Raw genomic sequence first — 12,882 nt, forward strand, 5'->3', positions numbered from 1 at the left:
GATGGACTACGCCGACTACGAACAGTTGACCTTCGAACGCCGCGAGCACGGTGTCCTCGTGATCACGATCAACCGGCCGGAGAAGTACAACGCGGCCGACGAGGTGATGCACTCGGAACTGGCGCGCGTGTGGCGCGACGTCTCCGCCGACCCCGACACGCGGGTCGCCGTGATCACCGGCGCGGGCAAGGCCTTCTCCGCGGGCGGCGACCTGGACATGGTCGAGCGCATGGCCGGTGACCACGACCGGGTCGCGCACATGCTCTCCGAGATGAGCGACCTCGTCTACAACATCGTCAACTGCGAAAAGCCGGTCGTCTCGGCCATCAACGGGGTGGCCGTCGGCGCCGGGCTGGTCGTCGCGCTGCTCGCGGACATCTCGATCTGCGCCGAGGAGGCCAAGCTCGGCGACGGCCACGTGCAGCTCGGCGTGGCCGCGGGCGACCACGCGGCCATCATCTGGCCGCTGCTCGCGGGCATGGCGAAGGCGCGCTACTACCTGCTCACCGGCGAGATGCTCAGCGGCGCCGAGGCCGAACGCATCGGGCTGGTGAGCAAGGCGCTGCCCGCCGAGCAGGTGCTCGACAGCGCGCTGGGCGCGGCCGACACCCTCGCCACCGGCTCGCAGACCGCCGTGCGCTGGACCAAGCGCGCGCTCAACAGCTGGGTCAGGAGCGCCGGGCCGATCTTCGACCAGTCCGCCGCGTACGAGATGCTCGGGTTCATGGGCCCCGACGTGGCCGAAGGTGTTGCCGCGCTGCGGCAGAAGCGCAGCCCGCAGTTCCCCTCCGCCGGTGCCGCCGAACCACCTGCCTGACCTGGCCCTCCGCCGCCCGTGCGGCGAGCGCGGCCGCGAGGTGGGCCCGGCCGGGCGTGTGTACGTTTCTCGAGAAATGTCGCGTACTTTTCTCGAGAAACGTACACACGCCTGGTCAAGTGGGAAGGAAGCGCAAGCGTTCTTCGGCGGGCTGGAGCTCGTCGATCCCGGTCTGGTGCAGGTGCACCACTGGCATCCCGAACCGCGCGAGATCGGCGCGATCGCCGACGAGGACGTGGCGATGTACGGCGCGGTGGCGCGCAAACCCTGAGCACCCGGACCGGCCCGGCGTCCTCGCCGAGCGCGCCGTGGCCGAGGATCGGCGCGTCGCGGGAAACTCCTGCGCGTGTGGTGTCGAATACCCTCCTGCTCGACTGACATCCGCGCCCTGCCTTGCTATGTTGCGGGCATCCCGAACTGGCGGCGGAGCGATCCACCGCGCCCGCGCGAAGTGCGACCGCCGTCGCGATGTTGCTCGCGTCTCGGCGCAACGCGTGGCAGTCCCACGTGTTTTCCGTGCATTCCGTACATCGAGCCCGCCGCCCGCGGCGGTTCGCTCGCGATCCGATGCTCGGCGCGCCCGAGTGGGATGGAGGACCGTGAACGACGTCTTCGCCACCCTGGAATCCGAAGTGCGCAGTTACAGCCGGAACTGGCCGACCGTCTTCGACCGGGCCAGGGGGAGCTGGCTCTTCGACGAGCGCGGAGATGCCCACCTCGACTTCTTCGCCGGCGCGGGGGCGCTGAACTACGGCCACAACAACCCGGTGCTCAAGCGCGCGCTCATCGACTACCTGGAGGACGACCGGGTCACGCACGGCATGGACCAGGCCACCGCGGCCAAACGCGACTTCCTGCAAGACCTGCAGCGCATCGTGCTGCACCCGCGCGGCCTGGAGTACAAGGTGCAGTTTCCCGGGCCGACCGGCACCAACGCGGTCGAAGCGGCGCTGAAGCTCGCCCGCAAGGTCACCGGGCGCCACCAGGTCATCGGCTTCACCAACGCCTTCCACGGGATGACGCTGGGGGCGCTGGCCGTGACCGGCAGCGCCGGAAAACGCCGCGGTGCGGGAGTTCCGCTGCCGCACGCCACACCCGTGCCCTACGACGACCACACCGGCCCGGAGCCGGACTTCGGCCACCTCGAACGGCTGCTGCACGATCCCGGCAGCGGCCTCGACGCTCCGGCCGCGGTGATCGTGGAAACGCTGCAGGGCGAAGGGGGCGTCAACGCCGCGCGCGACGAATGGCTGCGCCGGCTGCGGGAAATCTGCCGCGACCACGGGATCCTGCTGATCGTCGACGACGTGCAGATGGGTTGCGGCCGCACGGGACCGTTCTTCAGCTTCGAAGGAGCGGGGATCGAACCGGACATCGTCTGCCTGTCCAAGTCGATCGGCGGCTACGGGATGCCGCTGGCGCTCACGCTGCTCAAACCGGAGCTGGACGTGTGGAAGCCGGGAGAGCACAACGGAACGTTCCGCGGCAACAATCCGGCGTTCGTCACCGGATCCGCCGCCCTGCGGCACTACTGGAGCGATGACGAACTGCGCCGCAGCACCGAACGCAAGGGCGAACGCACCGGTGAGGTGCTGGGCAAGATCGCCGCCGAACACCCCGGCAGCACCGCCAAGGGCCGCGGCCTGGCACGTGGTTTGAGCTTCGCCGACGGCGAATCGGCGGCGAAGGTCGCACGCGCCGCGTTCGACCGCAAGCTGCTGGTGGAAACCTCCGGTCCGGACGACGAGGTGGTCAAGGTGATGCCCCCGCTGACCGTGACCGAGGAGGAACTCGAGCAGGGCCTGGGCATCCTCCGCGAGGCCGTCACCGACGCGCTCGGCTGATCCGCTCCCGCGCGGGAAGGTCCGCCCCGCGGTCCTTCCCGCGCGCAGCACTGCCCGCGCGGACACGATTCGAGAACGGGTTCACCGGGCCTGCTTCAACAGCGGTGCAGCCGCTTGTCCTGTCGTCGTCCGAGCACGACCTGTCAGTCCACCTGGCCGGCCAGCGGGTTCGGCACCGTGCCGTGCACCGCCGCGTGCGGTCGTTCGGGGCGGTCCCGGTAGGCGTCCAGCAGCAACCGGTTGCGGTTCAGGCACAACCGGTCGATGCGCGGGGTGAACAGGTTGAACATCTCGAAACGCTCGGCCAGCTCCGGGAAGTTGCGCTGGTAGTCGAGGACCTCCTCGCGCAGCAGCGTCCAGAACGCGCTCTCGGAGACGCCGAGGTGCTCTTCCACCAGCGGCGCGAAGTAGCGGAAGTGGCCGACGAACAAGCCGCTCTGGACGAACTGGCGCAGCATTTCCGGCGGTTCCCGCAGCAGCGCGTCGTCCACGTCCGCCGGCATCCCGGACAGTTCCGGCAGCGGGGTTTCGCTGATGTTGACGTCGTCGACGAAGTCCTTCACCGCCAGCCGCGTGGGAACGTCGTTCTCGTCGCAGACGAAGATGGTGTTCTCCCCGTGCGGCGAGAACACCACGCCGTAGTGGTACAGGAAGTGCAGCAGCGGCGGCATCAGCGCGTGGAACAGGTGCCGCAGCCAGTCCTGCGCGTCGAGGCCGGACCGCCGCACCAGCTCGGTCACGAACGCGGTGCCGTGGGCGTCCACGTGCAGCAGCGCGGCCAGCGTCCGCGCCCTCTCGCCGCTGTCGAGCTTGCCCGCCAGCGGTTCTCGCCAGATCGCGCCGAGCAGCTCCCTGTACTGGTAGGGCACGTTCGTGATGCGCTCCAACCCGCGGTGCCGCACCGCCACCGAGGCCACCTCGCCGAGCAGCACGGCCCCGGTCTGCCGCAGGTACGCGTCCGAACCGGCGAGGTCCTGGATCCAGGAGGTCACCGCCGGGGCCGCGACGGTGCGTTCGGTCGGCAATCCCCGCCACACCAGCGTGTTCAGCACCGACAGCGGCAGTTTGACGAAGTGCCGGTGTTCGTCGTCGACGTTGGCGAACGTGCGGATCGACTGCTGGGCCACGTACCGGTCCGATCCGGTGCCCAGCGGCGCGATCAGCCCCTGCGCGATCTCCGCGGCGAAGTCGGGGACCACCACGTGGTCCCACTGCCACGGGTGCACCGGCATGAACACGTACTCCGCCGGTTCCAGGCCGCGTTCGGCCAGCACCGCGGTGAACTCCCGCACGTCCTCGTCGCCCAGCTCCGCCTTCAGCAGCACGTCCTGGTCGAGCCCGGGCACGGCGCGGTAGTCGGCCAGCGAGCGGTGCACCGCCATCCACGGCAGCCGGTGCGCGCGGCGCGATTCCGGGCCGTAGAGTTCGGCGTCCGAATCGGAGAAGCCCACCCGGCCCTTGTTCGGGATGAGCCACGGGTGACCGGTCTGGTACCCCTCGAGGCTCACGTAGTCCAAGCCGGCGAGCTCGGCCGCGGAAACGCCCGCGTCGAGCAGCCGCGCGTCCGCGACCAGCGTCGCGGAGAGCTCGCGGTGGAAATGTCCTGCGGTGTCACCGCTGACGCCCAGCGCCTCGTACGCGTCGAGGAAGAAGCGCAGCGGGTCTTCGGCCGCCTCGCCGCCGCCCGGCCCGGTGCGCACGATCGTCGCGGGGTCCACGCGCCAGTCCTGGAACGCGCCGCGCCGCGCGGTGAACGCGTAGGACACGGCCTCCGGCAGGTCCACCCGGTAGCGGTCCCCGTCGACGTGGACGGGTTCGAGCAGTTGTTCGTACGAGAGCTCGCCGAGCGACTTGGCCAGCAGGGCGCGGCCGGCGCGCCGCCAGTTCTGCTCGGTCAGCTCGGCGGGAAGCGACAGCGTCATGGGGCTACCTCGCAAGTTCGGAGTTCGGCTCAGGGTTCGACGCCGAACGTGGTGTAGGCGGTGCGTTCGGGCAGGGCGAACCGCCGGCCGGCCACGGAGTTGAGGATGGTCGCGGCGCGGTGCGCCCCCAGACCGAGGTCCGGGGCGCCCACGCCGTGCGTGTGCATCTCGGCGTTCTGCACGTACAGGCCGCCGGAGACCTCGTCGTCGGTGACCACCTGGTAGTCGTCGGTGACCCGGTAGCGTCCCCGCTCGTCCCACCGGATCGCCTCGGTGAGCGGGTCCAGGCACGCGGGCCGTTCCGCGGTGAACCCGGTGGCCAGCACCACCCGGTCGGTGGTGACCTCGAAGGTGCGCTCCTGCTGCACGTGGTGGCAGTTCAGCGTGATGCGCTCGCCGTGCTGCGCGCCGGTCACCGCGATGTTCGGCATGATCGTGACGTCCGGCGCCTGTCCGCCGATGCCGCGCTGGTACAGCAGGTCGTGGATCTCGGCGAGCGTGCCCGCGCTGCTCGCCTTGTACAACTGCCACTGCTGCGGCACGAGACCGTCCTTCGTGGACTGGTCCAGCGTGCGGAAGTACTGCGTGTAGTCCGGTGTGAAGTGCTCCAGGCCCAGCTTGGAGTACTCCATCGGCGCCAGCGCGGGAGAGCGGGTCAGCCAGCGCAGCCGCCAGCCGGCGTTGCGCTGTTCGCGCAGCAGGTCGAGCAGCACCTCGGATCCGGACTGGCCCGAACCGAGCACGGTGATGTCCTCGGCCTCGCGCAGCGACTCGAACCGGTCGAGGTAGGCGGCCGCGTGGAACACCTGCTTGCCGAGCAGCTCGGTGAACGGTTCCGGCACGGACGGGCTCGTGCCCACGCCGAGCACCACGTTGTGCGCGGTGACCGCGGAAGTCTCGCCGGTGCGCCGGTCGGTGTGCTCCACGGTGAACAGCCCGCTGGCGGCGTCCCAGTCGACGGCCGTGACGCGCTCGCCGAACGTGCAGGACGGCAGGGACTCGGCGACCCAGCGGCAGTAGTGGCTGTACTCCTGCCGCGGGACGTGGAAGTTCTCCGCGAAGTAGAACGGGAACAGCCGGTCGTGCTCCTTGAGGTAGGACAGGAAGGACCACGGGCTCGTCGGGTCCACCATGGTGACCAGGTCGGCCAGGAACGGCACCTGCAGGGTCGTGCCTTCGATGAGCAGCCCCGGGTGCCAGGCGAACTCCGGGTTCTCGTCGAACAGCGCGACGGTGACGTCGGGCAGCGAGTCGGCGAGCGCGGCCACGGACAGGTTGAACGGTCCGATGCCGACGCCGACCAGGTCGTAGGCAGGGCTCATGAGGTGGCTTCCGCGAACGGGTTCGGGATGTCGCAGTACACGGACTGGCTCGCGATCGGGCCGACGAGCTCGTCGAGCCCGTCGACGCGGGTGAGCAGGTTGGCCTTGCACCGCAGCGTCGGCGCCTCGGCGAGGGTGCGCGCCAGCGCCAGGTCGGCGAAACCGAGCAGGCGCTGGCGCAGCACGCCGAGCAGGCGCGGCTCATCGGCCAAGCCCTGGCTGCCGAGCGCGCCGACGAGGCCGAGGAGGTTGTTGATGCCGATGTAGTAGCCGAGGCGCTCGTTGATGAGCTCGTCCGGGCACAGGTTCTCCCCGTCGCCCACCTCCGGCAGGAACCGGTGCAGGTCGTGGCGCTGCTCGGAGATGTAGTAGCCCTGGTTGTCCCGGTACCAGCCACCGCGCGGCCAGCCCTGCTCGTCGAGCTCCACCAGGGTGTTCTGCTGGTGCGCCTCCAACCCGAGCCCGTGCTCGCGGTACAGCCGCAGCACCGGGGCGAGGACGGCGTCGAAGTAGCGCGCGCACCAGCGTTCGGCGATCTCGGCGGTTCCGGTGCCTTCCGCGGCGGCGAGCCGTTCGAGCACGGCGGCGATTCCGGAACGCCCGCGGTCGGGCCGTTCGGCCACCAGCCCGGCCACGCACACGGCCCGCTCCCGGTCGCGGAACGGGTTTTCGCGCACGACGGTCTCCAACCCGCTCTCGCTCGCCGCGGGCACGTCGACCGCGATCCACGCGGGATCGCGCACGACGCCGAAACCGGGGTGCTGCGCGGCGAGCTCCTCGGCGAGACCGCCGCGCAGCAGCCGGTCGATCTCGGCTCCGCGGCGCAGTTCCTTGCGCAGGTTCTCCCGCACCGAGTTGGTGATCGGCATGCTCAGCGAGAACTTGAGCATCACCGGGGCGTCCGGGTGGAAGACGGTGCGCACCGAGGCGGTCGGGAACCACTCGGGGCCGTGCTCGCCCAGCGGTTCGAGCAGGCCCCGCTGGCGCATGCACCGGATGCCGGGCTTGGACAGCGCTTCCCGCGCCTGCCACGGGTGCGCGGGAACGGGAACGGTTCCGGCGGGCACCTTGGGCGCGAAATCGCCCAACGCGGCCACGGGCGAGCCCTCGCTGGAGACCACTGACGGGTCGGCGGCGAACCAGAACAGCGGGAAACCGCCCTGCAGCTCGGGGGAGAAGCGGCTCGCCTCGCCCGGACTGATGCCCTGGCGGCTCTTCGGCGCGGGGTGCAGCGGGTGCCCCAGCACCAGCGCCTGCTCCGCGGCGAGGAACGGCGACGTCTCGGCCACCGGCTCCTCGTGCTGCGCCCGGTGCCGCAGGTACTGGGCGACGCGCGCCTGCGAATCGGCCACGCGCCCCACGAGGTCATCGGTCACGTGCTGCTGCCGTCGCCTCCCCGCAGTGGCCTCGAGGCCGATCAGCGTCGCGAGCGTCACCGCGCTGACCGCCGCGCCGGAGGGCAGGCGCGGTGTGCCGAAGCGGTGATGACCGGTCGCGGAGCGGTACAGCACGGGTGCGGTCACCTGCACCCCACTGACCGCGAAGTCGAACACGGCGGAATCGCCGCTCAACCGCAGCGCTTTCTCACGCACCCAGCAGCGCAGCAGTCCTTCGGTGGCCGCGTCGCCGGCGGCGCGTTCGGCGTCGTCCTGCCCCTGGATCGCGGGGGCGTCCGCGTGCAAACTGCTCGTCATCGGGTCGATGCTTCCTCGTCTCCGGCTTCGACCACCGCGGTGAGCACCGAGTCGACGTCGACTCCGGTGGCGTGCGGGTTCAGCAACGTCAGTTTCAGGTGGACCCGTCCGTCCACTTCGGTTCGTCCGACCACGGCGCGGCCCTCGTCGAGCAACCGCTGCCGCAGCCGTGCGTTGCAGCGATCAGCCTCGCCGCGCTCCGGGACGTAGCGGAACACGACCGTGCTCAGCTCGGGTCGGCGAAGCAACCGCAGCTGCGGGTGGCCGGCGATGCGGTCGGCGGCGTGGTGGGCGAGTTCGTGGCACCGGTCGACCAGCGCGCCGAGGCCGCTCCTGCCCAGCGCTCGGAAGGTGACGTCGACCTTGAACGCGTCGGCGCGGCGCGTCGTGCGCAGCGAGCGGTGCACGAGCCCGGGAAATCCGGCTTCTTCGTCGTCCTCGGTGTTCAGGTAGGGCACGCGCCGGTCCAGCGGGTCGAACAGTTCGGCTCGCCCGGTGAGCAGCATGCCGGTCGCCGCCGGCTGCCAGCCGAGCTTGTGCAGGTCCAGGCCCACGGATTCGGTGCGCTCGATGCCGCGCAGGAGCGGGGCGAGGTGCTCGGAGAACAGCGCGCCGCCGCCGTAGGCCGCGTCGACGTGCACCCACGTGCCGAATTCCCGCGCGATCTCGACGATCTCGGGTATCGGGTCGACCACGCCGACGTCGGTGGTGCCGGCGGTGGCGACCACGGCCAGCGGCGCGTCGCCGGCCTCCTGCGTGCGCGCGAGCGCGTCCCGCAGGCCCTCCGGTGCCATGCGGTGCTGCTCGTCGACCGGTACGGGGACGACGGCGTCCTCGCCGAGGCCGAGGGTTCCCGCGGCGCGGGCGATCGAGAAGTGCGCCTGCGCGGAGCAGAACACCCGCGGGCGGTGCGTCGGCGCGCGGTCGCGGGCGAGCAGCAGTGCGGTGAGGTTGGATTCCGTGCCGCCGGAGGTGAGGGCACCGGCCGCCTCGTCCGGGTCGAATCCGATGAGCCTCGCCGTGGTGCGCACGACGTCCTTTTCGATCACCGTGCCGGAGGGGCCTTGGTCCCAGGAGTCCAACGAGGAGTTCAGGGTGCCGGCGATGAGGTCTGCGGCGAGCGCGACCGCGAGCGGTGGGGCGTGCAGATGCCCGGCGCAACGAGGATCGGCCGGTTCCGCCGCGTTCGCCGTGAACGCCCGAACGCGTTCGTGCAGCGCCTGTTCGGCTCCGACGCCGGTGTCCGGGAGCGATCGTCCGCCGGTGCCGGCCCGTTCCGCCACGGCGGGGTCGCCTCCTGCTGGCAGCGGGCCATCGCGTTCGGAAGTTCCCTTGTGGAACGCGTCGAGCGCGGTCTCCAGCAGCGGAGCGAGCGCGTCGGCGCCGTCGCTGCCACCGCCGAGCCGTGCATTGGTCCGCACGCGCGGTCACCTCTTGCTGTGTCGGGGAGGGGAGTTCCGTCGGGTTGGAGCTGTTTCGGCAGTCGAGGGTTCGATACCGGGTGGTCGGCGTCGCGGCGACGGGGTTCGCTCGCCGAGATCACGCAGACATTAGGTTTGCCTAGCCTTTCTGCAAGGTAACGGCGGTGACGTTGCGCATCAAGGGGATCTCCGCGGATCCCGGCAGATCACCCGGCGGCCGCTCACCGGCTGCGGCCGCGGTGGGCTGCGACGGGTGGAAGTCGCCGCCCGCCGCGTTGTGCACGGACTCACATTCCGCGGTGCTTTCGGCGGCATCCAGGCGTCGTGATCAACCGGTCGCGGGAAGTTCGCGCCCGAACGGGTGGCACCAATTGCGGGAGAGGTGGCCACTTTGTACTTTTCGCCTGCTGTTCAACTCGATATCAGGTTTTTCAGGAGGCTGGATGTCCCACCACGCACGACACCGCCGCCTCGTCCGCGCCCTCGGCGCGGCCGCGTGCAGCACCGCGCTCGTCCTCGGCGGAGCGGTGCAGGCGTCCACAGCGGCCGACACCGACGACGCCCAGCCGTGGGAAGAGCGGCTGCAGCAGGAGGTCGACGCCGACAGCGCGGCGCGGATGAGCGAAGACATGGCGAGTTACCCGGGCCTGGTCGGCACCGAGGGTGCCGAGCGCCGCGCGCAGTACTCCGTGGACAAACTGCGGCAGTGGGGACTGGACGCGAAGCTGGAGAGCTACGACGTCCACGCGTCCTCGCCGCAGGACATCTCGGTGACGATGACCGCGCCGCAACAGCGCGAACTCGAAGTGCGCGAGCCCGCCTACCCGTGGCACGACAACTTCGAGGACGTCGTCACCGGCTACAACGCGTACTCCCCCGCCGGCGACGTCACCTCCGACGTCGTCTACGTCAACTACGGCCTGCCGGATGACTACGCCGAACTCGAACGACTCGGCGTCGACGTGGAGGGCAAGATCGTGCTCGCCCGCTACGGCGAGAGCTTCCGCGGCGTCAAGTCCAAAGTGGCCGAAGAGCACGGCGCCGCGGGCGTGATCCTGTACTCCGACCCCGCCGACGACGGATTCCGCCAGGGCGAGGTCTACCCCGACGGGCCGTGGCGCAACGCCGACGGCATCCAACGCGGCAGCGTGCAGTACATCTTCCAGCACCCGGGTGATCCGCTCACGCCGGGAACTCCGTCCAAGCCGGGCGTGCCGCGGCTCGACCCGTCCGAAGCGGAGAACACGACCAGCGTGCCGACCACGCCGATCTCCTACGGCCAGGCCGAGCACCTGCTCGCCGCGCTGGAAGGGCCGCGAGCGCCCGAAGGCTGGCAGGGCGGACTGGACATGGACTACCGCGTGGGGCCGGGTCCGACCAACGTCAACATGGACCTGGACATCGACTACGAGCAAACCCCGGTGCGCGACGTGATCACCGAGATCCCCGGGGCGAAGCACCCCGAGCAGAAGGTCGTGCTCGGCGCGCACTTCGACTCGTGGACCTACGGCGCCAAGGACGACGTGTCCGGCTGGACCACGGTGATGGAGGCCGCCCGGGCGCTGGCGCAGCTGCGCGAGCAGGGCTGGCAGCCGGACCGGACGATCGTGCTGGCCGGTTGGGACGGTGAGGAGTACGGGCTGCTCGGCGCGACCGAGTGGGCCGAGCAGCACCGCGCCGACCTGGTCGACAACGCGGTGACGTACCTGAACCTCGACGGCGCCGGCGGCGGGAAGAACTTCTCCGCCAGTTCCGTGCCCGCGCTCGACGACGTCCTCGCCGACATCGCCAAGGACATCGAGGACCCGGAGCACGGCACCCTGTACGAGAACTGGAAGAACAACACCGACCAGCCCGAACCGGTGCCGGAGCGGTTGGGCAGCGGTTCCGACTACACGCCGTTCCTCAACCACCTGGGCATCGCCGCCGCGGACATGGGCATGTCCACACCGGGCGGTGAGTACCACAGCGCCTACGACGACCTGCACGCGATGCGGAACTTCCTCGACCCCGGGTACCGGTACCACGAGGCGTCCGCGGCGTACGCCGGCACGTTCGCGCTGCGCCTGGCCGATGCGGACGTGCTGCCGATGGCCTACTCCGACTACGCCGACGCGGTCGACGGCCACCTGCGGGACCTGGACGAGGCCCAGTCCGACGACTCCGTGGTGGACCTGTCGCCGGCGTACGCGGCGGCGCGGGAGTGGCGCGCGGCCACCGCGCGGCTGGAAGGCGCTGCCCGCGACGGGACGGCCGACGCGGAGCGGATCAACGAGGCGCTGCTGCAGCAGGAACGCGCGCTGACGCAGGACGAGGGCCTGCCCGGCCGCGAATGGTACAAGCACATGGTGTACGCCCCGGGAATGTACACCGGCTACGAGGTCCAACCGCTGTCGGCGATCGACGACGCGATCTCCGACGGCGACGCGGCCACGGCCGAGAAGTACCGCGACCTGCTGGTCGAGTCGATGCGCCAGGCCACCCGCGCCGCACGCGACGCGGTGGCGTAGCAGTCTTGAGCTCGTCCCGCGGGGAGCGGTGCCACATCGCTCCCCGCGGGACGGCCGCGGCCCGCCCGGTGGGGACGGCCGATCCTGCCGGACGGACCTGGTGTGCTCCCCGCGGAGACGGGAAGCGCGGGAGCACACGGTTGGCAGTGGTCACCCCGCGCGGCGGGGCGGGGCGACCACTGCGGACAGCGGGTCAGTCCCAGTCGAGCGCCGCGCCGCTCTGGTACTCGGTGACCCGGGTTTCGAAGAAGTTCTTCTCCTTGCGCAGGTCCATCGTCTCAGACATCCACGGGAACGGGTTGTCCTGCACGCCGAACAGCGGGTCCAGACCGATCTGCTGCGCGCGGCGGTCGGTGATGAAGTGCATGTACTGCTCGCACAGCTCTGCGGTCAGCCCGAGCATGCCGCGCGGCATCGTGTCGCGGGCGTAGGCGACTTCCAGGTCGCAGGCCTCGGCGAGCATGGTGCGCACCTCGCGCTGGAACTGCGCCGTCCACAGGTGCGGGTTCTCCAGCTTGATCTGGTTGATGCAGTCGATGCCGAAGTTCATGTGCAGCGACTCGTCGCGCAGGATGTACTGGTACTGCTCGGCGATGCCGACCATCTTGTTGCGCCGGCCCAGCGAGAGGATCTGCGCGAAACCGGTGTAGAACCACATGCCTTCGAAGATCACGTAGAAGGCGATGAGATCGCGCAGGAAGTCCTGGTCGGCCTCCGGGGTTCCGGTGCTGAAGCCGGGGTCCTCGAGGTTCTGCGTGTACTGCAGCGCCCACGCGTCCTTGTCGGCGATGGAGGGGATCTCGCGGTAGGCGTTGAACAGCTCGCCCTCGTCGAGCCCGAGGCTTTCGCAGATGTACTGGAACGTCTGCGTGTGCACGGCTTCCTCGAAGGCCTGCCGCAGCAGGTACTGGCGGCACTCCGGGTTGGTCAGGTGCCGGTACACGGCCAGCACGATGTTGTTGGCCACCAGGGATTCGGCCGTGGCGAAGAACCCGAGGTTGCGTTTGAGCATGAGCCGTTCGTCCTCGGTGAGTCCGTCGCCGGACTTCCACAGCGCGATGTCGGCCTGCATGCCGACCTCGGTGGGCATCCAGTGGTTGTGGCAGCCGGCGATGTACTTGTCCCAGGCCCAGTGGTACTTCAGCGGCATCAGCTGGTTCACGTCGGCGCGGGCGTTGATCATGGACTTGTCGTCGACGGTGACGCGTTCGGCGTCGCGGTCGATCTCGCCGAGGCCGGTGGTGTCGGTGTCGTTCGCGGCGGTGGTCATCGAATGCTCCAGGGGTACGCGGGTGCGGCCGCCGGTAGCGGCAGCGCACGTGTGCTGCACTGGCGGTCTGCGCTGAGCTGGG

General features: G+C 70.3%; 9 protein-coding genes. 4 read left to right on the forward strand and 5 right to left on the reverse strand.

The features are described from left to right. Window position 1 precedes the first annotated feature (1 nt). The 3 genes from ACVGV2_RS03120 to ectB all read left to right on the forward strand — a co-directional run bounded on the left by ACVGV2_RS03120 (window position 2) and on the right by ectB (window position 2,661). Window positions 2-817 (forward strand): enoyl-CoA hydratase/isomerase family protein, encoded by an 816-nt coding sequence (locus ACVGV2_RS03120; RefSeq protein WP_459164541.1) that lies wholly within the window; start codon window positions 2-4, stop codon window positions 815-817. 76 nt (window positions 818-893) lie between these two features. Further along, complete coding sequence (locus ACVGV2_RS03125; RefSeq protein WP_459164542.1) at window positions 894-1,088, forward strand: SAM-dependent methyltransferase; 195 nt, start codon at window positions 894-896, stop codon at window positions 1,086-1,088. A gap of 328 nt (window positions 1,089-1,416) precedes the next feature. Further along, entirely contained in the window at window positions 1,417-2,661 is a 1,245-nt protein-coding gene (gene ectB, locus ACVGV2_RS03130; RefSeq protein WP_459164543.1) for a diaminobutyrate--2-oxoglutarate transaminase, read from the forward strand. Window positions 2,662-2,804: 143 nt separating this feature from the next. Here the strand turns inward: ectB and ACVGV2_RS03135 are convergent, their stop codons facing one another. The 4 genes from ACVGV2_RS03135 to ACVGV2_RS03150 are packed head-to-tail and all read right to left on the reverse strand — an operon-like array spanning window position 2,805 to window position 9,020. After that, a complete protein-coding gene (locus ACVGV2_RS03135; RefSeq protein WP_459164544.1) occupies window positions 2,805-4,583 on the reverse strand; it encodes an IucA/IucC family protein in 1,779 nt (592 codons plus the stop codon). Between the two features lie 29 nt (window positions 4,584-4,612). After that, complete coding sequence (locus ACVGV2_RS03140) at window positions 4,613-5,905, reverse strand: lysine N(6)-hydroxylase/L-ornithine N(5)-oxygenase family protein (protein WP_459164545.1); 1,293 nt, start codon at window positions 5,903-5,905, stop codon at window positions 4,613-4,615. Further along, window positions 5,902-7,599 (reverse strand): IucA/IucC family protein, encoded by a 1,698-nt coding sequence (locus ACVGV2_RS03145; protein ID WP_459164546.1) that lies wholly within the window; start codon window positions 7,597-7,599, stop codon window positions 5,902-5,904. Before ACVGV2_RS03145 ends, ACVGV2_RS03140 begins: the two co-directional genes overlap by 4 nt. Next, entirely contained in the window at window positions 7,596-9,020 is a 1,425-nt protein-coding gene (locus tag ACVGV2_RS03150) for a pyridoxal phosphate-dependent decarboxylase family protein (RefSeq protein WP_459164547.1), read from the reverse strand. Before ACVGV2_RS03150 ends, ACVGV2_RS03145 begins: the two co-directional genes overlap by 4 nt. Before the next feature lie 443 nt (window positions 9,021-9,463). Between ACVGV2_RS03150 and ACVGV2_RS03155 the strand changes: the two genes are divergently transcribed. Next, the gene (locus ACVGV2_RS03155; protein WP_459164548.1) at window positions 9,464-11,530 is read left to right on the forward strand and encodes a M28 family peptidase; all 2,067 of its coding nucleotides are present in this window, start codon (window positions 9,464-9,466) and stop codon (window positions 11,528-11,530) included. Between the two features lie 193 nt (window positions 11,531-11,723). On the opposite strand, the gene ACVGV2_RS03160 is transcribed toward ACVGV2_RS03155, so the two are convergent. Then, the gene (locus tag ACVGV2_RS03160) at window positions 11,724-12,800 is read right to left on the reverse strand and encodes a ribonucleotide-diphosphate reductase subunit beta (RefSeq protein WP_459164549.1); all 1,077 of its coding nucleotides are present in this window, start codon (window positions 12,798-12,800) and stop codon (window positions 11,724-11,726) included. Window positions 12,801-12,882 lie beyond the last annotated feature (82 nt).

It is taken from the genome of Bounagaea algeriensis (assembly GCF_054491375.1).